The 20,383-nt window shown below is 70.8% G+C and carries 18 protein-coding genes; 9 read left to right on the top strand and 9 right to left on the bottom strand.

The window, feature by feature from the left end:
• Positions 1 to 66: 66 nt before the first annotated feature.
• Positions 67 to 1,080: a glycerophosphodiester phosphodiesterase gene (locus tag QSK36_RS31730; RefSeq protein WP_285784914.1), complete on the bottom strand. Its 1,014-nt coding sequence runs from the start codon at positions 1,078 to 1,080 to the stop codon at positions 67 to 69.
• A gap of 83 nt (positions 1,081 to 1,163) precedes the next feature.
• A complete protein-coding gene (gene glnII, locus QSK36_RS31725; protein WP_285784913.1) occupies positions 1,164 to 2,177 on the bottom strand; it encodes a glutamine synthetase in 1,014 nt (337 codons plus the stop codon).
• Positions 2,178 to 2,401: 224 nt separating this feature from the next.
• Between glnII and QSK36_RS31720 the strand changes: the two genes are divergently transcribed.
• A complete protein-coding gene (locus QSK36_RS31720; RefSeq protein WP_285784912.1) occupies positions 2,402 to 2,950 on the top strand; it encodes a hypothetical protein in 549 nt (182 codons plus the stop codon).
• Between the two features lie 34 nt (positions 2,951 to 2,984).
• On the opposite strand, the gene QSK36_RS31715 is transcribed toward QSK36_RS31720, so the two are convergent.
• Positions 2,985 to 3,755 (bottom strand): DUF72 domain-containing protein, encoded by a 771-nt coding sequence (locus tag QSK36_RS31715; RefSeq protein WP_183533917.1) that lies wholly within the window; start codon positions 3,753 to 3,755, stop codon positions 2,985 to 2,987.
• Positions 3,756 to 3,846: 91 nt separating this feature from the next.
• On the opposite strand from QSK36_RS31715, the gene QSK36_RS31710 reads away from it, so the two are divergent.
• Together QSK36_RS31710 and QSK36_RS31705 are read left to right on the top strand one after the other, a co-directional pair.
• Entirely contained in the window at positions 3,847 to 4,392 is a 546-nt protein-coding gene (locus tag QSK36_RS31710; protein ID WP_183533915.1) for a type 1 glutamine amidotransferase domain-containing protein, read from the top strand.
• A 67-nt stretch (positions 4,393 to 4,459) separates the two neighbouring features.
• Positions 4,460 to 5,338 carry a sugar kinase gene (locus QSK36_RS31705; protein ID WP_183533913.1) on the top strand — a complete coding sequence of 293 codons (879 nt, stop codon included), beginning with the start codon at positions 4,460 to 4,462 and terminating at the stop codon, positions 5,336 to 5,338.
• A gap of 4 nt (positions 5,339 to 5,342) precedes the next feature.
• Here the strand turns inward: QSK36_RS31705 and QSK36_RS31700 are convergent, their stop codons facing one another.
• Complete coding sequence (locus QSK36_RS31700) at positions 5,343 to 7,766, bottom strand: GcvT family protein (RefSeq protein WP_285784911.1); 2,424 nt, start codon at positions 7,764 to 7,766, stop codon at positions 5,343 to 5,345.
• 72 nt (positions 7,767 to 7,838) lie between these two features.
• Here QSK36_RS31700 and QSK36_RS31695 point away from each other — a divergent pair, with 72 nt between their 5' ends.
• Positions 7,839 to 8,756, top strand: coding sequence for a choline/ethanolamine kinase family protein (locus tag QSK36_RS31695; protein ID WP_183533910.1), 918 nt, complete (start codon positions 7,839 to 7,841; stop codon positions 8,754 to 8,756).
• An 11-nt stretch (positions 8,757 to 8,767) separates the two neighbouring features.
• Positions 8,768 to 10,327 (top strand): amino acid permease, encoded by a 1,560-nt coding sequence (locus QSK36_RS31690; protein ID WP_285784910.1) that lies wholly within the window; start codon positions 8,768 to 8,770, stop codon positions 10,325 to 10,327.
• Positions 10,328 to 10,364: 37 nt separating this feature from the next.
• On the opposite strand, the gene lipB is transcribed toward QSK36_RS31690, so the two are convergent.
• Both lipB and QSK36_RS31680 read right to left on the bottom strand, forming a co-directional pair.
• Positions 10,365 to 11,000, bottom strand: a complete 636-nt coding sequence (lipB, locus tag QSK36_RS31685) for a lipoyl(octanoyl) transferase LipB (RefSeq protein WP_225897794.1) — start codon at positions 10,998 to 11,000, stop codon at positions 10,365 to 10,367.
• 55 nt (positions 11,001 to 11,055) lie between these two features.
• Positions 11,056 to 11,271 (bottom strand): PspC domain-containing protein, encoded by a 216-nt coding sequence (locus QSK36_RS31680; protein WP_030510798.1) that lies wholly within the window; start codon positions 11,269 to 11,271, stop codon positions 11,056 to 11,058.
• Positions 11,272 to 11,443: 172 nt separating this feature from the next.
• Here QSK36_RS31680 and QSK36_RS31675 point away from each other — a divergent pair, with 172 nt between their 5' ends.
• Positions 11,444 to 12,022 carry an LURP-one-related family protein gene (locus QSK36_RS31675; RefSeq protein WP_183533902.1) on the top strand — a complete coding sequence of 193 codons (579 nt, stop codon included), beginning with the start codon at positions 11,444 to 11,446 and terminating at the stop codon, positions 12,020 to 12,022.
• 324 nt (positions 12,023 to 12,346) lie between these two features.
• On the top strand, positions 12,347 to 13,489 hold the full coding sequence (gene rho / locus QSK36_RS31670) for a transcription termination factor Rho (protein WP_183533900.1): 1,143 nt from the start codon (positions 12,347 to 12,349) through the stop codon (positions 13,487 to 13,489).
• Here rho and QSK36_RS31665 read toward each other — a convergent pair.
• From QSK36_RS31665 to deoC, 3 genes are all read right to left on the bottom strand, one after another.
• Entirely contained in the window at positions 13,486 to 14,361 is an 876-nt protein-coding gene (locus QSK36_RS31665) for an aldehyde dehydrogenase family protein (protein WP_285784909.1), read from the bottom strand. The genes rho and QSK36_RS31665 overlap by 4 nt on opposite strands.
• A 224-nt stretch (positions 14,362 to 14,585) precedes the next feature.
• Positions 14,586 to 16,040 carry an aldehyde dehydrogenase family protein gene (locus QSK36_RS31660; RefSeq protein ID WP_285784908.1) on the bottom strand — a complete coding sequence of 485 codons (1,455 nt, stop codon included), beginning with the start codon at positions 16,038 to 16,040 and terminating at the stop codon, positions 14,586 to 14,588.
• Between the two features lie 15 nt (positions 16,041 to 16,055).
• Positions 16,056 to 16,994 (bottom strand): deoxyribose-phosphate aldolase, encoded by a 939-nt coding sequence (gene deoC / locus QSK36_RS31655; protein WP_285784907.1) that lies wholly within the window; start codon positions 16,992 to 16,994, stop codon positions 16,056 to 16,058.
• Positions 16,995 to 17,201: 207 nt separating this feature from the next.
• On the opposite strand from deoC, the gene QSK36_RS31650 reads away from it, so the two are divergent.
• Positions 17,202 to 17,369, top strand: a complete 168-nt coding sequence (locus QSK36_RS31650; protein ID WP_167538819.1) for a hypothetical protein — start codon at positions 17,202 to 17,204, stop codon at positions 17,367 to 17,369.
• A 132-nt stretch (positions 17,370 to 17,501) separates the two neighbouring features.
• Positions 17,502 to 20,381 (top strand): helix-turn-helix transcriptional regulator, encoded by a 2,880-nt coding sequence (locus QSK36_RS31645; RefSeq protein ID WP_285784906.1) that lies wholly within the window; start codon positions 17,502 to 17,504, stop codon positions 20,379 to 20,381.
• Positions 20,382 to 20,383 lie beyond the last annotated feature (2 nt).

Below are 20,383 nucleotides of genomic sequence, written 5' to 3'. Positions count from 1 at the left end.
ATGAAAATCATTGTCAACTTAGGACACTTCGGCCTGACGATCACGACCCGGCCGAACACGAGGGCGCTACCCCCGGCCTGAGATCGCCGTCTTCGTCCGCGCGGCCATGGACGTCGCTGACAGCACGGCCCGGGCCGTGCCGGGGTTGTCGGCGAAGACGCCGTCCACGCCGAGGTCGTAGAGCATCGCCAGCCAGCCCATCACGTCGCCGGTCGCCCGCGCGTACGCAGGAGAGGCCGGGTCACCGCGCCTGAAGTCGGCCGGGAGCTGGGCGTTCTCGTCGCGCACGGTCCACACGTGCACGTCCAGCCCGGCCCGGTGAGCGTCCCGCACCAGCGTCGTGGGGGCGAGGAGGCGGCCGTCGGGTCCCGTGGGGACGACCCGCGAGGTCGCCACACCGATGCCGTCCGCGTACGTCGCGACCTCCGCGAGCCCATCGGGCGTGACCATCCGGTCGTACGGCGCGCCGGAGCCGCCGACGAGCTGGATCAGCGGCAGCCGGGTCTTCCCGCGCAGCTCGCGCAGGTTGGCCGATTCGAACGACTGGATGAAGACCGGGTCGTGCCGGTCACGCCAGCCGTGCCGGCCCAGCACCTCGAGCAGCGGCCCCTCCAGCGGCAGGCCGATGGAGGCGAAGTAGGTGGGGTGCTTGGTCTCCGGATACACGCCCACGCCGTGCCGCCTGGCCAGCTCCACGACCTCGTCGAACGTCGGGATCGGGGCCAGGCCGTCGAAGGCGGCGTTGCCGGGGCGCAGGTCGGGGATGCGCTCGACGGCCCGCAGCGTGCGCAGTTCGTCGAGCGTGAAGTCCTCGGTGAACCAGCCGGTGACCGCCACGCCGTCGATGGTCTTGGTCGCGCGGCGGCCGGCGAACTCGGGATGGCCGGCCACGTCGGTGGTCCCCGAGATCTCGTTCTCGTGGCGGGCCACCAGGACGTGGTCCTTGGTGGAGACCAGGTCCGGCTCGATGTAGTCGGCCCCTAGCGCGATCGCCGTCTCGTACGACGGCAGCGTGTGCTCGGGCCGCAGCGCGCTGGCGCCCCGGTGGCCGATGACGACGGGTTCGGTCTTATGTGACACAGCGGCCACCGTATACACGTACGGCTCCCGCGCTGGGACGCGGGAGCCGTACGGGGACGGGGGAACCGTCGGTGCCTCGTGGATCAGACCTGGCCGGCCTTCTCCAGAGCGGTGCAGCAGGTGTCGACCATCAGGCGGGCGACGACGTAGGGGTCGACGTTGGCGTTGGGGCGCCGGTCCTCGATGTAGCCCTTCTTGTCCACCTCGACCTGCCACGGGATGCGGACCGAGGCGCCGCGGTCGGAGACGCCGTAGCTGAACTTGTCCCACGGGGCGGTCTCGTGGTGGCCGGTGAGGCGGTCCTCGATGCCGTGGCCGTAGTTCTTGACGTGCTCCATGGCGTTGTCGGCCAGGGCCTCGCACGCGGTGATGATCGGGTCGTAACCCTCACGCATGGCCTTGGTGGAGAAGTTGGTGTGCGCGCCCGCGCCGTTCCAGTCGCCCTTCACCGGCTTCGGGTCGAGCGTGGCGGCGACGTCGAACTCCTCGGCGGTGCGGTAGAGCAGCCAGCGGGCGACCCACATGTGGTCGCCGACCTCCAGCGGACCCGCCGGCCCCACCTGGAACTCCCACTGGCCGGGCATGACCTCGGCGTTGATGCCGGAGATCTGGAGGCCGGCGGCCAGACAGCGGTCGAGGTGCAGCTCGACGATGTCACGGCCGAACACCTCGTCGGCGCCGACCCCGCAGTAGTAGCCGCCCTGCGGGGCGGGGAAGCCGCCCAGCGGGAAGCCGAGCGGGCGGCCCTCCTTGAAGAAGGTGTACTCCTGCTCGATGCCGAACCACGAGTCCTGCTCGGCGAACCGCTCGGCCACCTCGACGAGCGGGGCGCGGGTGTTGCTGGCGTGCGGGGTCATGTCGGTGTGCAGGACCTCGCACATGACCAGCACGTTGTCACCGCCGCGGATCGGGTCGGGGCAGGTGAACACCGGCTTGAGCACCAGGTCGGAGGAGTGACCGGTGGCCTGGTTGGTGCTGGACCCGTCGAAGCCCCACAGCGGCGGCTCGGCGCCGTCGGCAAGGACCTTGGTCTTGGAGCGGAGCTTCGCGGTCGGCTCCGTGCCGTCGATCCAGATGTACTCGGCCTTGTAGGTCACGTCGATCCCTTTCGAACGAGGCGGCCTGGCGTTCGTCCGCCACGCTCGAGATTGCCGTTCTGGGATTTCGTAGCTTTTGCCCGTTTGTGAACACGGTGTTAACCCGCATCCTTTGCCTTGGCCCTGCTGTGACCCGGCGCACATGATCCGCGTCCCTGCGGGCAGTCGGAGAAGCGTCCACGAATCGCAACCGCACAGCAACCAGCATTTGGGAGTGAGGGCAGATGGTCTTATTGGGCCTGCTTCTGATCCTGATCGCGGCGGCGGCCGTCATCGAGGTGTCGGTCAACGACACCGCGAACACCATGCCGATCACGGTCCTGGACCGTACGTTCGATCTCAGCCCGTTCGAGCTGTTCATCGCCGGCGTCGTGACCGCCGCCGTGTTCGTCGCCGGCCTGCTGCTCATCACCGGCGGCATGCGCCGTGCCGCCGTCAAGCGCCGCCGGATGCGTGAGACGCGCCTGGCGGAGCGCGACCGCGTGTCCCGCCTGGAGGCCGAGAAGCGCGACCTGGAGCGCCGTCTCGAGACGACCACGACGGCCTCGGCCACCTCGACGACCTCGACGTCCACCCCGGCCGCCGAGCCCGTCACCAAGCAGTATCCGAAGGTCGACCGGGACCGCGACGGCGTCGACGACCGGGCCGAGCGCGCGGAGCGGGCCGAGCGTCCCACCGCGCCGCACAACCGCCTCTCCGTACCCGCCCAGCAGTCGTCCCCCGACCAGCTGGTGGCGGGCGGGCGTCACGCGTCCGACGAGCGCCGCGCCTGACCCGTCATGCCGGGGGTGACACTCGCCCGTCCGGTCATGACCGGACGGGCTCGGGGGCGCGCTCGGGAAGCCGAGCCCTGCTGACGTCCCGCCTCTGCGCGCACGCCAGCTCCGCGAAGGTGATCGCGTTGCGTACGGCGGCGCCACCGGGGTCGTTGTTGAAGTAGACGTAGGCGTCCGGCACGTCCCCCAGGCGGTCCACCCAACTGCGCAGCGCACGCCGCCCGTAGTTGGGCCAGGGTTCCGCCCCTCCCTCGTGGAAGCGCAGGTAGACCCAGTCGGCCGTACGCCACAGGGGCCCGGCCGGCCGGCCGAGCCGGTCCGCCCAGCACAACGCGGCCCCGGACTCGGTCAGCAGGGCGCGGATCTCGTCGGTCCACCACGAGGCGTGCCGCGGCTCGACGGCGACCCGTACGGCACGCGGAAACCGGGCCAGGCAGGCCCGCAGCCGCCCGGCGTCCACCTGCAGGGTCGGCGGCAGTTGCAGCAGGATGGGGCCCAGCTTCGGGCCGAGGCCCTCGGCCACGCCCATCAGCCGCTCGACCGGCTCCTCCGGGTCCTTCAGCCGCTTGATGTGCGTCAGGAAGCGGCTGGCCTTGACCGCCATGACGAAGTCGGGCGGCGTGCGCTCCCGCCACGACTCGAACGTCTCCCGCTTCGGCAGCCGATAGAAGGCGTTGTTGTTCTCGACCGTGGCGAAGATCTCGCCGTAGCTCTCCAGCCACAGTCGCTGGGGTACGCCGCGGTAGACGAGGTCGCGCCAGTCGGCGTACTGCCACCCAGAGGTTCCCACCAGCACGGGCATGTCCCTCCCCTACCCAGCGGACGGCATAGATCGCGGTCAGCGGGGCACGCGACGTCAAGAACAAGCAAAAACGCGACGAAAGGGGAGCACGATGATCCAGGGCAAGACGATCGCATTCCTCGTCGCCCCCGAAGGGGTCGAGCAGGTCGAGCTCACCGAGCCGTGGCAGGCCGTCCAGCAGGCGGGCGGCACACCGAGGCTGGTCTCGGTGGAGCGCGGGGAGATCCAGGCGTTCAACCACCTCGACAAGGCCGGCACCTTCCCCGTGGACGCCGTGGCCGGGGAGGTCTCCGCCGCCGAATTCGACGGGCTGGTCCTTCCCGGCGGGGTCGCCAACCCCGACTTCCTGCGGATGCGGCCGGAGGCCGTACGGTTCGTCAAGGAGTTCTTCGACGCGGGCAAGCCGGTCGCGGCGATCTGCCACGCGCCGTGGACCCTCGTGGAGGCCGACGTGGTGCGCGGGCGCACGCTGACCTCGTGGCCCAGCCTCCGGACCGACCTGCGCAACGCGGGGGCGACCTGGGTGGACCAGGAGGTCGTGGTCTGCACGGGTGGCCCGAACACCCTGGTGACCAGCCGGAAGCCGGACGACCTGAAGGCCTTCTGCCAGGCCGCCGTGGACGCGTTCGGCGCCTGAGCGAGGACTTTCCCGGGCGGATCAGGCTCTGTCATGCTTTCCGGGTGCGATCCCGCGGACTTACGGCATGACCGAGGTTTTCACGCTCGGAGAGGCATTGGGCGTCGTCTCCGGCGACCGGCTCCGGCATGACACGACCATCCGCCTCGACGTGGAGGGGCCCGAGCTGACGACGGCGGTCGGCCTGGCCCGGCTCGGCCACACCGTGAGCTGGCTGGGCCGGGTCAGCGCCGACGAACTGGGCATGCGCACGCTGACCGTGCTGCGCGGCGAAGGCGTGGACGTCTCCCACGTACGCGTGGACGAGACGGCGGCGACCGGGCTGATCCTCCGCCAGCGGCGCATCGGCCGTTCGTCGCACGCCGTCCACTACCGGGAGGGCTCGGCCGGGTCGCACCTGTCGACCGGCGACGTGCCCGGTGAAGCCGTCCGGTCGGCGCGGATCCTGCACGTCACCGGCGTCACCCTCGGGCTGAGCGGCCTCGCCTGGAGCGCCGTCCACCATGCCATCAAGATCGCCAGGGACGCCGGTGTGCTCGTCTCCGTGGACGTCAACCACCGCGCGAACCTCTGGGAGAGCGTGGAGGAGGCCCGGCAGGGGCTCACGGAGCTCGCCGCCTCGGCCGACGTGCTCTTCGCGACCCAGGACGAGCTCATGCTCGTGGAGCCCGTGCTCGCGTCCACGCCCGAACTGGTCGTGACCCGGGGCGCCAAGGGAGCCAGCGCCACCATCGAGGGCCTGCGCTACGACACCCAGGCCGCCCCCGTGACCGCGGTCGATCCCTCCGAGGTCGGCGGCGCGTTCGTCGCGGGCTACCTCAGCGCGATCCTGGACGGGCTGCACCCGTCGGACCGCCTCAAGCGCGGCATCTCGGTGGCCGCCTTCGCGGTCGCCAGCCACAGCTCCTGGCAGGGCCTGCCCACTCGCGGCGAACTGCCCCCGTGACCGGTCACCTGCCGGCTGCCGCCCAGGGCTCGGCCTTGACGCGGGAGCCGTCCGGGTCGTAGAGCGGCTCACGGGTGACGGTGGCGCCCACGCGGCGGCCGTTGACGCCGATCTCGACGCGTTCGCCGGGCTCCACCTTCACCGGCAGATAGGCGTACGCGATCGAGCGGCCGACCCGGTGGCCGAACCCGCCGCTGGTCACGCGGGATACCGGACGGCCGTCCAGCCGGACGGGCTCGCCGCCCAGGCAGACGTCACGCTCGTCGTCGAGCACCAGGCAGCGCAGCGCCGCACGGGGACGCGGCAGGGCGGCCCGGCGCTCCGGCCGTACGGCGAAGCCGAGTCCGGCCTCCAGCGGGGTGGTCTCGGGCGTGACGTCGAGGCCCCAGACGCGGTAGCCCTTCTCCAGCCGCAGCGAGTCGAGCGCGCGGTAGCCCGCCGGCCGCATGCCGTGCGGCAGGCCCGCCTCCATGAGGGCGTCCCACAGCGTCAGCCCGTACTCGGCCGGGCAGTAGAGCTCCCAGCCGAACTCGCCCACGAACGTGACCCGCTGGGCGAGCACCGGGACGTGACCGACGCTGATCTCGGCGGCCCGCAGGTAGCCGAAGGTCAGGTCGTCGTCGGTCAGCGACGCCAGGATCCCGTACGCGCGAGGCCCCCACAGGCAGTAGCACGCGTAGGCGGAGGTGACGTCGGCGACCGCGAGCCCGTGACGGCGCAGCAGCGCGGCGTCGTGGACCCCGAACGCGGTGCCGGTGACGAGGCGGAACCGGTCCTCCGCCAGCCGGGTCACGGTCACGTCCGCCTCGACGCCGCCGCGCCGGTTGAGCAACTGGGTGTAGACGACCGAGCCGACCGGCCGGTCCAGCGTGTTACCCGCGAGCCGCTCCAGGTCAGCGACAGATCCGGATATTTCCAGCTTGGCGAAGGACGTCTGATCGAACAGTCCGGCGGCGTCCCGCGTCGCCAGGCACTCCTCGCGAATCGCGGGAGACCATACGCGGCCCGCCCAGCCCCTCGGCCGTACGGTCCGTACAGTCTCGGCGTCCGACGTGGGCGGGTACCAGTTGACCCGCTCCCAACCGGCCTTCTCGCCGAAGGACGCGCCCAGCGCCTCGTGCCGCACCCAGGCGGGCGAACGGCGCAGCGGCCGGGCGGCGGTGCGCTCCTCACCGGGATAGACGATGTCGTAGTACGTGCTGTAGGAGTCCAGGGCCCTCGCGCGGGCCCAGCGTGCGGATCGGGAATGCCCCCCGAAACGGCGCACGTCCATGCCGAAGACGTCATATTCGGGAGCGCCCTCGACGATCCACTCGGCCATGACCTTGCCCACGCCGCCGGCGGCGGCCAGGCCGTGCACGCAGAAGCCGGCCGCCACCCACAGCCCGGCGACCGCGGTCTCCCCCAGCAGGAACTCCCCGTCGGGCGTGAATGCTTCCGGTCCGTGCACGACCTTGCGGAACGCCGCCGGGTCGTCGCCGTCCCCGACCGGCTTCAGTGACGGCACCCGCCGGACCGCCGAGTCCCACGACTCGCGGAACTTCGCCATGTCGGGCGCGAAGAGGGTGCGGGGCTCGGACAGAGGCCGGTCGGCGTCCCAGACCTGCGGGCTCCTGATGTAGCCGCCCACGAGGATGCCGCCGTCCTCCTCGCGGAAGTACACGATGTTGTCCGGGTCCCGGACGGTCGGCGTGTCCGCGGGGACACCGGACGCCGGGGTCACCACGTACTGGTGCTTGATCGGCACGATCGGGATGTCGGCCCCGGCCATCCGGCCGACCACCCCGGCCGCCGCCCCCGCCGCGTTGACGACGGTCTCCGTGCGCACGACGTGCTCGCCGTCCTCGCCGCGCAGCCGTACGGCGGTCACGCGGCCGTCGTGGACGTCGACGCCGGTGACCTCCATGCCGGTGAAGATCCGTACGCCGAGTGTGCGGGCGCCCTCGGCCAGGGCGTGACCGAGCCGGGCCGGGTCGAGCCACCCGTCCCCGGGCAGCCACAGCGCCCCGAGGACGTCGCCCACCTCCAGCAGCGGCAGCCGGTCGAGCGTGCCCCGGGGGTCGAGCACCTCCAGGTCGAGCCCGTACGTCTCGGCGGCCCCGGCCTGGCGCAGCAGTTCCTCCATGCGCTCGGGGGTGGTGGCCAGGCGCAGGCCACCCACGCCGTGCCAGCCCGGATCGAGCCCGGTCAGCTCGCGCAACTCCGGATAGAGACCGGCCGAGTACATGATCATCCGGGTCTGCGTGACGGTGGACCTGAGCTGGCCGACGAAGCCGGCGGAGTGCCAGGTCGTGCCCTCGGTGAGGTCGTGCCGCTCGACCAGGATCACGTCTGTCCAGCCGAGCCGGGCGAGGTGATAGGCGACGCTGCATCCGGCCACTCCGCCGCCGATGACGACGGCGCGGGCGTCTGCGGGAAGTTGCGACATCGGTACCGTCCTGTAACACCCGGCCCAGACAATCGGATCAATGGTCTGAAGGTAGACCAAAAGGAGCCGGGCATGCCAGATCCCGTCGCAGACGCAATGGATCTCGTCACGGCCTGGGCCGGGCGGCCGCTGACCTTCACGACGATCAAGGGCGGGCTCAGCCACCACATCGCCAGGGTCGACAGCGAGGACGGCGACCGCTGGCTCCTGCGGGTGCTCGACCCGCGCATCGCCGAGACCGGCCTCGGCATCCCAGTCGACCAGGAGATCGCCAACACCGTCGCCGCGGCGTCGTCCGGGATCGGCCCCCGCGTCGTCCACGTGCTGCCGGGCGTCCTCCTCCTGGAGTACGTCGAGGGGGTCACCCTCGACGCCCCGGCCGTGGCCGCGCGGATCGAGGAGGTGGCGGACGCCTGCCGCCGCCTGCACGCCGGCCCCCGCTTCGGCAACGACTTCTCGATCTTCGACAAGCTCCGGGAGTACGTCGCGCGGTGCCGCGCCCACGGCCTGGCCCTTCCCGCCGGATACGACGACGTGCTGCCGGTCGCGGCCGACATCGAGGCGGCGCTGGCCCGGCGCCCGCTTCCCACGGTCCCCTGCCACAACGACCTGCTGGCCGAGAACCTGATCGCCACCGGCGACGGCGTCCGCATCGTCGACTACCAGCTCTCCGGCGACAACGACCCCTGTTTCGAGCTGGGGGACATCGCCGCCGAGTCCGACTTCGACCCCGACGAGGTCGTACGGCTCACGCGGGCCTACTTCGGCGACGACGAGCACGTCCCCCGGGTGCGACTGAACCTGATCATGTCCAACCTCACCTGGACGCTCTGGTTCGTCATCCACGAGGGGCTGGTCCGCAGTGGGGCCCTGCCCGGATTCGACTACTCCGCCGAGGCCGCCGACAAGTTCGCCCAAGCCGTACGCGACCTCGGGGATCCACGCTTCGGACGCCTGCTCGACGGCGTCCGGAAACCCCGCACCAGTTAGAGGAGGCCTCAGTGGCGCAAGCCCTCGACGACGACGCCAAACGACTAGCGGAACTCGGCTACAAGCAGGAACTGGCCCGCACCTGGAGCGGGTTCTCCAACTTCGCGATCTCCTTCTCCATCATCTCGATCCTGGCCGGGTGTTTCACCACCTTCAGCCAGGCGTGGAACAACGGCGGGCCCCTTGCGATCTCGATCGGCTGGCCGCTGATCTCGGCGTTCATTCTGATCATCGGGTTCTGCATGGCGGAGCTGGTCTCCGCGTACCCCACGGCGGGCGGCATCTACTGGTGGGCCGCGAAGCTGGGCGGGCCGGTCCACGGCTGGTTCACCGGCTGGCTCAACCTGATCGGCCTGATCGCGGTGACCGCGTCGGTCGACTACGGCTGCGCGACGTTCCTGAACATCACGATCGGCCGGTTCAGCGACTCCTGGGCGAACGGCAACGCGCTGCGGCAGACGTTCCTGCTGTTCGCGATCGTCCTGGTGCTGCACGCGTTGATCAACATCTTCAGCCACCGCCTGATCTCACTGCTGCAGAACGTCTCGGTGTGGTGGCACGTGTTCGGCGCGGCGGCCGTCGTGCTGATCCTGATCTTCGGCCCGTCGAAGCACCAGAGCGTGGGCTTCCTGTTCGAGACCTTCAACCACTCCGGTTTCGGCGACGGCGGCTCGGGCCCGGCGTTCTGGCTGTACGTGCTGCCGCTGGGCTTCCTGCTCACGCAGTACACGATCACCGGCTTCGACGCCTGCGCCCACGTGTCGGAGGAGACCCACGGCGCGGCCCGCACCGCGGCCAAGGGCCTGTGGCAGTCGATCTTCTACTCCGCGATCGGCGGCTGGATCCTGCTGCTGTCGTTCCTGTTCGCGGCCACGAACGTGGGCGCCGTCGACGCCGAGGGCGGCTTCGTCGGGGCCATCTTCACCTCGTCGCTGTCGTCCACCCTCGCCACCGTCATCTTCGGCATCTCCACGGTCGGGCAGTTCTTCTGCGGCATGAGCTGCGTGACCTCGATGTCGCGGATGACGTACGCGTTCTCCCGCGACGGCGCGGTGCCGGGCTGGCGGCTGTGGTCGAAGGTCGACCGCAACCGCACGCCGGTCAACGCGATCATCGGCGGTTGCGGGGTCGCGCTGCTGATCACGCTGCCCGCGCTCTACGCGCCCGAGGGGACGACGACCCCCGTGGCGTTCCTCGCCGTGGTGTCCATCGCGGTGATCGGGCTCTACCTCGCGTTCCTCATCCCGATCTGGCTGCGCCTGCGCGCCGGAGACTCCTTCCAGCCCGGGCCGTGGACCCTCGGGCGCAAGTACAAGGCGCTGTCCTGGATCGCCGTGGTCGAGATCGCGATCATCTCGATCTACTTCATCCTGCCCATCGCCCCTGCGGGCGTCCCGGGCAACAAGGACTTCACCTGGACGTCGGTGAACTACGCCCCCATCGCCGTGGGCGCCGTGCTCATCGGCATCGCCCTGTGGTGGCACCTGTCGGCCAAGCACTGGTTCGCCGGACCCCGCCGTACGGTCGACGACGTCGGCGACGGTGTCGGCAAGCCCGAGCCCGTGGCCTGATCTCGAGAGCGCGGCCGGGGCCCTGTGACCGCCGGCGTCAGGATGCCTCGAACGCCTCCGCGACGACTCGGCGGGTCTCCTCCATGGAGGCCCGCCCGAGCTCGCGGGCGATCGAGGTCATCTCCACGTCGGGCATGCCGCAGGGCACCGCGAGGTCCCACGGCGTGAGGTCGCCGTCCACGTTGAGCGCGAAGCCGTGACTGGTGACCGACCGGCTCGACCGCATGCCGATCGAGACGATCTTCCGCCCGGTGTCCCGGGTCCACACGCCGGTGAGCAGCTCCGACCCGGGCGGGGTGTCGCGCCGCTCGGCCGGGACGCCGATCTTGCCCAGCGCCTCGACCAGCCGCAGCTCGACCTCGCGGATGTAGTCGACCACGCCCTCGCCGGCCCGCAGCTTCACGATGAGATAGCCGACGAGCTGCCCGGGCCCGTGATAGGTGAGCTGGCCGCCGCGGCCGGTCGGCACCACGGGGATGCCGGCCGCCGGGTCGGGCAGGTGGGTCTCCAGCGTCCGCTTGCCGACCGTGAAGACCGGCGGGTGGCTGAGCAGCCACAACGTGTCGGGCCGCGCGTCGTCCTGCCGTTCCTCGACCAGCGCGGCCATGCGCTCCATGGCCTTCTCGTAGTCGACCAGGTCGTCCTGGACCAGCGTCAGGGGCCGTTGCCGCATCATCGCTCACCTCTCCTGATGTGAGCATAAACGGGCCCGCGTGGCCCCGTGCCGGCTACCTGCGCCCGTACGAGTAGTCGTAGCCCGGGGCGGAGGCAGCCGGGGCCTTGGGGAACAGCACCCACATGATGAGGTAGGCCACGAACTGCGGACCCGGCAAGATGCAGGACAGCAGGAACAGCACCCGCACGACCGTCGGCGACATGCCGTACCGGTCCGCGATCCCTCCGCAGACGCCAGCGATGATCTTGTGCTGTCTCGATCGGTACATCGATCGGCTCCTTTCGTCATCCGGTTCAACGGACGGCCATGGACACCACGTTCCACGAGGAACCCTGAGAAAACCCTGATCCCCAGACAGTGCCAATTCAGGGGTATCCCGCTGGTGATCTTCTTCGGGAAGAGGGCATATAGGAGGCAAAAGACCGTCCTTGGAGTCTCATATGGATATAGCGACCCTGCAGGCACAGACCCGCCTGTACCTGCGCCAGAAAATCACCATGATGGTGAACAGGTACGTCGTCCATGTGGCTCTCCCCGACGGTTCGGAAGGCGAGGCCGTGGCCTTCGCCGAGCAGAAGCGGATGGCGCTCAAGGAGCAGGTGACGCTCTACACCGACGAGTCCCGGCAGGCGACACTGGCCGGGTTCAAGGCGCGCAAGGTCCTCGACCTCGCCGGCGAGTACGACGTGGTGGACGACGCGGGCAACCCCATCGGGACGTTCCGCAAGGATTTCGGCCGGTCGCTACTCCGCTCGACCTGGCACCTCCAGCAGCCGGGACTGCCGACGCTGACCGGGCAGGAGCGGCACCTGGCGGTCGCCCTGCTGCGCCGGTTCTCCGACTCGCTGGAGTGGCTGCCCTACCACTTCGACTTCAGCATCGGCGCCTCGATCGCCTTCTCGGTGGACCGCAGGTGGGGCCTGCGCGACCGGTACGCCATCGAGATCCGCGACCCGCGCCTCGACCGCCGCCTGGTCATCGCCATGGCCGTGGCGCTCGACGCCCTCCAGGCCCGATAGCTCTCAAGGGAATTGCCGAATCAAGTGAGGCTGTTATAGTCAGCGACAAGCCGTATGGTTCTGGCTCCGCGGTCCGATGACCTCCAGTCAACACTGATGAGCCCATACGCGCGTCACACGTATTCCGCGAGCGTCTCTCAGCCACCGGTCGGAGCAGCACAGGCCGACATGCACTGAGACGCCGCGCCGGGAGGAACCTCCGGTCGTCGCGAAGCCCGCTCCGCTGGGCCTTCGCCGCGGTCCTCGATCCCTCCCGCTCCCCTCCGGCCGGACCGGCCGTTCCTTCATCAGCGTGCACCCATGTATCCCAGACCGAGGAGTCCCATGACCACCACCACTCTCAGCGTTCCCAAGCCGCGCAGCGCCTCCCGCACCACGCCGGCCCAGACGAAGAACACCCGAACCACCGAGGTCGCCGGCCTGCTCGACCGGTCGGGCAGGAACACGGTCATCCGTACGAACGGCTACCTGCCCGGCCCGAAGGACGTGACCGTCCCGGCCGCCCTCGCGGACGCGCTCGACCTGCGCCGCGGCGACCACGTCCGCGGCATCGCCCAGAACGGCATGCTCACCGCCGTCACGGTCGTGAACGGCGCGCCCGTCGACACCGCGCGGCCGCACTTCACCGACCTCGTGCCGATCTACCCCGACGAGCGGCTGCGCCTGGAGACGACGCGCAACGTGCTGGCCACGCGGGTCATCGACCTGTTCGCGCCGATCGGCAAGGGCCAGCGCGGCCTGATCGTCGCCCCGCCGAAGGCCGGCAAGACGATGTTCCTCAAGGCCGTCGCGAACGCGATCACGACCAACCACCCCGAATGCCACCTCATCGTCGTCCTGGTGGACGAGCGGCCCGAGGAGGTCACCGACATGCGCGAGTCGGTCCGGGCCGAGGTGGTCGCCTCGACCTTCGACCGTGCGCCGCAGGACCACATCACCGCGGCCGAACTCGCCGTCGAGCGGGCCAAGCGGCTCGTGGAGACGGGCCGTGACGTGGTCGTGCTCATCGACTCGATCACCCGCCTCGGCCGGGCGTACAACATGGCCGCGCCGAGCGGCGGGCGCCTGCTGACGGGCGGCATGGACGCCGGGGCCCTGCACCAGCCCAAGAAGGTGCTCGGCGCCGCCCGCAACATCGAGGACGGCGGCTCGCTCACGATCATCGCCACCGCGCTGGTCGAGACCGGCTCGAAGATGGACGACAACCTCTTCGAGGAATTCAAGAGCACCGGCAACATGGAGCTGAAGCTGAGCCGGAGCCTGGCCGACCGCCGCGTCTTCCCCGCCGTCGACGTCGTCGCCTCCGGCACGCGCCGCGAGGAACTGCTGCTCCACCCCACGGAGCAGCCGCTGATCTGGCGGCTGCGCCGGGCGTTGCAGGACCAGGAGGGGTTCGAACGCTTCCTCACCACACTGAAGAACACCGGCTCGAACGCCGAACTCCTCCTGGCCCTGGCGAAGGGCTAGATCCCGATCGGATGCCAGACGGTCTTGGTCTCCAGGAACGCCGTCATCCGCCCGATGCCGGGGTCGGCGAGCCAGTCCACGCGATCGGCCGGCGGCCGGAGCACCCGCTTGAGGTTCTCCGCGGCCAGTTCCTCACACGTGACGGCCAACTCGGGGTCGGCGCCCGTCAGGTCGATGCCGTTGACGTCCATGTGGCCCGCGAGCCAGGGGGCGATCTCGGCGGCCGAGCCGGTGAGGATGTTCACCACCCCGCCCGGCAGGTCGGAGGTCGCCAGCACCTCGGCCAGCGTGATCGCCGGCAGCGGCGCGCGCTCGGAGGCGACCACCACGCAGGTGTTGCCGGTCACGATCACCGGCGCGATCACACTGACCAGTCCCAGCAGCGGTCCCGCCGGCGGGGCCACCACCGCGACCACGCCGGTCGGCTCCGGGCTCGACAGGTTGAAGTACGGCCCGGCCACCGGATTGGCCGACCCGAGGACCGCGCCGATCTTGTCGGACCAGCCCGCGTACCAGACCAGCCGATCCACTGCGGCGTCCACCAGCTCGCCCGCCTTCTTCGCGGAGACGCCGTCGGCCTCGGCGACCTCGGCGGCGAACTGGGCGCGGCGGCCCTCCAGCATCTCGGCGATCCGGTACAGGATCTGGCCCCTGTTGTACGCCGTGGCGCCCGACCAGCCGGAGAACGCCTTCCGCGCGGCCGAGACCGCGTCCCTGGCGTCCTTGCGCGAGGCCCTGGCCGCGTTGGCGAGGAAGTCGCCCTTGGAGGAGGTCACGACATACGACCTTCCGCTCTCCGAACGCGGGAACGCGCCGCCGATGAACAGCTTGTACGTCTTGCGCACGCTCAACCGTTCGGTGCGCTCACTCATCGAAGGTTCCAATCTCCAGAGGACGGGCCGGCTGATAGGTCTGGCCGCACCGGCACACGCCGCCGCGGTGCGCGAACCAGCCGTGCCGTACGGCGAAGCGACGGGAGCGGCGGCCCCGGGAGAAGCCTTCGCCGGCCCCCGCGCGGGCCCGGCGCACCAGGCGGCGGCGCTGCCCGTCGTCGCACCTGCTGAGCGACTGGCCGGACGGGCGGCCGGAGGAATGATCACACCGCAAGGTAGGCCTCCAGACCGTGCCGCCCACCCTCGCGGCCGTAGCCCGACTCCTTGTAGCCGCCGAACGGCGAGGTCGGATCGAACCGGTTGAACGTGTTGGACCAGACGACGCCGGCCCGCAGCCGGGACGCCATCCACAGCATGCGCGAGCCCTTCTCGGTCCACACGCCCGCCGACAGCCCGTACGGCGTGTTGTTGGCCTTCTCCACCGCCTCGGCGGGGGTGCGGAAGGTCAGCACCGACAGCACCGGCCCGAAGATCTCCTCCCGGGCGATCCGGTGCGACTGGGCCACACCCGTGAAGACGGTGGGCGGGAACCAGTAGCCGCGCTCGGGGATCGGGCAGGCGGGCGACCACCGCTCGGCGCCCTCGGCCTCCCCGGCCTCCGACAGCTCGCGGATCCTGGCGAGCTGCTCGGCCGAGTTGATCGCGCCGATGTCGGTGTTCTTGTCCAGCGGGTCGCCGAGCCTCAGCGTGCCGAGGCGCCGCTTGAGCGCCTCCAGCAGGTCGGCGGCGATCGACTCCTGCGCCAGCAGCCGCGACCCGGCGCAGCAGACGTGGCCCTGGTTGAAGAAGATCCCGTTGACGATGCCCTCGACGGCCTGGTCCAGCGGCGCGTCCTCGAACACGATGTTGGCGGCCTTGCCGCCGAGCTCCAGCGTGAGCTTCTTGCGGGTCCCCGCGAGGCTCCTGGCGATGAGGCGGCCGACCTCGGTCGAGCCGGTGAAGGCGACCTTGTCCACACCGGGGTGGTTCACGAGCGCGGCACCCGTCTCGCCCGCGCCGGTGACGATGTTCACGACACCCGGCGGCAGATCGGCCTGACGGCAGATGTCGGCGAACGCCAGCGCGGTCAGCGGCGTGGTCTCGGCCGGCTTGAGCACGACCGTGTTGCCGCAGGCCAGCGCGGGCGCGATCTTCCAGGCCAGCATGAGCAGCGGGAAGTTCCACGGGATGACCTGCCCGGCCACGCCCAGCGGCCGGGGGTTCTCACCGCTGTGCCCGTCTGTCGGCCTCCGGCCGAACCCGGCGTAGGCCAGCTTGTCGGCCCAGCCGGCGTAGTAGAAGAAGTGGGCGGCGACCAGCGGGAGGTCCACGTCGCGGGACTCCCTGATCGGCTTGCCGTTGTCGAGCGTCTCCAGGACGGCCAGCTCACGCGCCCGTTCCTGGATGATCCGGGCGATCCGGAACAGGTACTTGGCCCGCTCCGCGCCCGGCATGGCCGACCACACGGGGAACGCCTTGGCCGCGGCCTGGACCGCGCGGTCGACGTCGGCCTCCCCCGCCCACGCGACCTCCGCGAGCACCTCCTCGGTGGCCGGGTTGACGGTCTTGTGGCGTTCCTCGCCCTGCGGCTCGACCCACTCGCCGTTGATGAACAGGCCGTACGACGGCCGGATGTCGACGATGTCCCGCGACTCGGGCGCGGGTGCGTATTCGAACATGCCTCAGTCCAGCCCTCAGTCCAGCGTGAAGTAGTCGGGACCGGCGTACCGGCCGGTGGCCATCTTCTGCCGCTGCATGAGCAGGTCGTTCAGCAGCGAGGAGGCGCCGAGGCGGAACCAGTCGGGGTCCAGCCAGTCCGGCCCGGCGGTCTCGTTGACCAGCACCAGATACTTGATCGCGTCCTTGGTGGTGCGGATGCCGCCCGCGGGCTTCACGCCCACCTTGCGGCCGGTCGCGGCGAGGAAGTCCCGCACGGCCTCCAGCATGACGAGCGTCACCGGGAGCGTCGCGGCAGGCGACACCTTGCCGGTCGAGGTCTTGATGAAGTCCGCCCCGGCGATCATCGCGAGCCAGGAGGCCCGCCGCACGTTGTCGTACGTCGCGAGCTCGCCGGTCTCCAGGATCACCTTCAGATGCGCGTCGGCACAGGCTTCCTTGGTGGCGACGATCTCCTCGTACACCTTGAGGTAGTCGCCGGCGAGGAACGCGCCGCGGTCGATGACCATGTCGATCTCGGCCGCTCCTGCGGCCACGGCGAGGGACGTCTCGGCGACCTTCACCTCCAGGGAGGACCGGCCGCTGGGGAACGACGTGGCGACGGACGCCACCTTCACGCCGGACCCGGCCAGCGCCTCGACGGCGGTCGCCACCAGGTCGGGGTACACACAGACGGCGGCGACCGACGGCACCGACGCGTCGACGGGGTCGGGCCGCACCGCCTTGGCGCACATCGCCCTGACCTTGCCGGGGGTGTCCGCGCCTTCCAGGGTGGTGAGGTCGACCATTCCGATGGCCATGTCGATGGCCTGCTTCTTGGCGGTCGTCTTGATGGATCGCGTGCCCAGCATCGCGGCCCGGGCGTCCGCCCCGACCCTGTCGACCCCGGGAAGGCCGTGCAGGAACGCCCGCAGCGTCGAGGGTGAGGAGGCGACCTCCGCGAGCGGAGTAGTCATAGTTGGCACGAGACCAGCATCCCCGACCACGAGGAATGATTCCAAACCCGGGGATCCCGGCGTTCCTAAGGCATCGCCTTAGCCGCCTTAGAAGTCCTATGCCGTAAGGCCGTGCCAGAGATAGGGCATCCGCCCGATGTGCCGCACCACGCCTTAGACCGAACCTTGAGGAGTACGGAAAGAGAGCCCGAACAAGGAGACACCGAGATGGGTCCCGAACTGCAGTACCAGGTAATGATCAGCCGCGCGGCCGAGCTTCAGGAGGAGGCCGCCGACCACCGTCGCGCCCGCCAGGCGCAGGCCGGCAGGAAGGCTCAGCAGCGGTCCGGCCAGCGCCGGCTGCGTGCGGCCTTCGGCAAGCTCCGCACCTCATGAGACGCGCACGAAGGCCCGGCCGGACCCTCCCTCCCGGCCGGGCCTTTCAGCCGCCGTGAGCCCCACGGGCCACATAGGTCTGACCGGAAAACCAGGCGAAGCCATACAAAGGGTCATGACATGCTTGACGGCATGACACGCCGGGCGGTGAGCCCCGTTTTCGTCGGGCGGGGCGCGGAGCTGGAAACCCTGAGCGAGGCCTACGACCAGGCCCGCAAGCAGGCCACCGCGGCGGTGCTCATCGGCGGCGAGGCGGGCGTGGGGAAGACCCGCCTCACCGGCCGGTTCGCCGAGCAGGCCGCGCAGGACGGTGCCCACGTGCTCGTCGGGGGCTGCGTGGAGCTGTCCGCCGAGGGCCTGGCCTACGCGCCGTTCACCGCCGCGCTGCGGCAGCTCGTCCGGGAGTGCGGCGCGGCCGAGGTCGCCGCCCTGCTGCCCGACGGCGCCGCCCGCGACCTGGCCAGGCTGCTGCCCGAGTTCGGCGAGCCGAGTGGCGACGGGGAGACCGAGTCGGCCCGCGCCCGGCTGTTCGAGCTGATCCTCGCCCTGCTCGAGCGCCTCGCCGAGCGGCGGCCGGTGGTGCTCGTCATCGAGGACATCCACTGGGCCGACCGCTCCAGCCGGGACCTCATCGCCTTCCTCAGCCGCAACCTCAAGTCGGCTCCCGTCCTGGTGGTGATGACGTACCGGTCGGACGAACTGCACCGCACCCATCCCCTGCGGCCGGTGCTGGCCGAGCTGGGCCGGGTCGACGGCGTGGTGCGGGTGGACCTGCCCCGCTTCACCCAGGACGAGGTCGCCGCGCAGATGGCCGGCATCCTCGGGGTGACCCCCGAGTTCGCCAAGGTGGACCGGGTCTTCGACCGCAGCGGCGGCATCCCGCTGTTCGTGGAGGCGCTGCTCGACTGCGGCGACGACTGCTCGTTCCCCGACTCGCTGCACGACCTGATCATCGGCTCGGTGGAGCGGCTGCCCGAGGAGACCCAGCGGGTGCTCCGGATCGCCGCCGCCGGGGGCGTACGCGTCGGGCACGACCTGCTCGCGGCGGTCAGCGGCCTGTCCGACGTGGACCTGGAGAACGCGCTGCGGCCGGCCATCGCGGCCAACGTGCTGCAGGTGGCCGACGGCGGGGCGTACGCGTTCCGGCACGCCCTGATCCGCGAGGCGGTCCACGACGAGCTGCTGCCCGGCGAGCACGCGCGAATGCACGCGCGGTACGCCGAGGAGATCGACCGCGACCGCGCCCTGGTGCCCCCGGGCCGGGCGGCCATCGAGATCGCCCACCACTGGTACTCCGCCCGCGACGACCTGTGGGCGCTGATCTCGGCGTGGGAGGCGGCCGAGAAGGCGGCCAAGTCGTTCGCCTACACCGAGCAGATCCAGCTCCTCGAACGCGTGCTGACGCTGTGGGACAAGGTCCCCGACGCCGCCGAGCGCATCGGCCACGACCACTGCACGGTGCTCGAGCGGGCCTCCGAGGCGGCCTACGTCAGCGGCGACATGGAGCAGAGCCACAAGTACGTGCGCGGCGCGCTCGCCGAACTGGATGAGCGGACCTCCCCCGAGCGGGTGGCCGAACTGCTGGTCCGCATGGCGAACATCAAGATTCAGAAGGGCAAGCCCGGCGGGCTTGAGGAGCTGCGGCGCGCCGAACGCCTGGTCCCGCAGCCGGGCGACGTCCGCGCCCTCGTGCTGACCCGGCTGGGCACGGTGCTGATCAATTCGGACGAGATCGTCGAGGGCACGGCGCTCACGCAGGAGGCGCTGCGCATCGCCCGTGAGACGGGCGACGAGGCCCAGGAGGCCGACCTCCTGATCAACCTCGCGCTCGGCCACTCCATCGACGGCGACCTGGAGACGGCGTTCGCGATGAACGAGCGCGCCCTGGCCATCGGGACCCGGCTCGACACACCGCGAATCATCCTGCGCGCCCTGGCGAACAACGTCGACGCCCTCGACAACCTCGGCCGTTCTGAGGAGGCTGTGGCGCTCGCGCTGAAGGGTGAGAAGCTCGCCCGGCGGTACGGCAGGTTCCGCCAGCACGGGGTGTTCATCGCCAACAACCGGGCGGAGGCGCTGGAGTCGCTCGGCCGCTGGGACGAGGCCGTCGAGGTCATCGAGCGGTCCCTGACGATGGGGCCGACCCTGCGCAACCGGTGGCACATGCTGCGGGTCCGCGCGGACATCGCGATCGCGCGCGACGAGGAGGACCTGGCGCAGGACATCCTCACCGAGGTCGGCGCCTTCTCCCCGCACCGCGACGAGCAGACGCAGGAGTGGACGAACAACACCCGCCTGGTCCTCGCCTGGCACCTGCTGCGCGGCGAGCCGCTACAGGCCCTGGCTGTCCTGGAGACGGCGCTGGACGACCCGCCGCTGTCGCGCAAGGCCATGCTCGCCGGGCGGTTGCTCGCCTCGGTCCGGTACGTCTGCGACGCGGCGGCTCCGGTCGCCCCCGACCGGGTGACCCATGTGCGGGAGCTGGGCGACCGTCTGGCCGTCAACCTGGGCGACGGGCCGGTGAACGAGGCGTTCGGGCTGGTCTACCGGGGCGAGTTCGACGCCGCGGCCGAGGCGTGGCGGCGGCTGGGTCGTCCGCACGTCCGGGCCAAGGCGCTGTTGCACGGCGCCATGGCGGCCGCCGCGAGCGGCGACCGTGAGGGGGCGTCGGCGCGTCTGCGCGAGGCCTGCCCGCTCGCGGTCGCGTTGCAAGCCACCCCTCTGGTCACCCAGATAGAGACGCTGGCCCGCCGCGTCGGCTCCCCCCTATCCCGATCCACGCAGTCCGACGCCACGCCGTCCGAGCCCGTACGGCAGGCCGACCTGACCCCCCGGGAGCTGGAGGTGCTGCGCCTGGTGGCGGCCGGGCGCAGCAACCGGGACATCGCGGCCGAGCTGTTCATCTCGGCCAAGACCGTCAGCGTGCACGTGTCGAACATCCTGCCCAAGCTGGGCGTGTCGACCCGGGGCGAGGCGGCCGCCGCGGCCCATCGCCTGTCTCTCCTCGATTAGGC

Origin of the sequence: Microbispora sp. NBRC 16548 (assembly GCF_030268985.1) — a bacterium.
Taxonomy (GTDB): Bacteria; Actinomycetota; Actinomycetes; order Streptosporangiales; family Streptosporangiaceae; genus Microbispora; species Microbispora catharanthi.
This window is presented reverse-complemented; position numbering and strand designations above follow the sequence as displayed.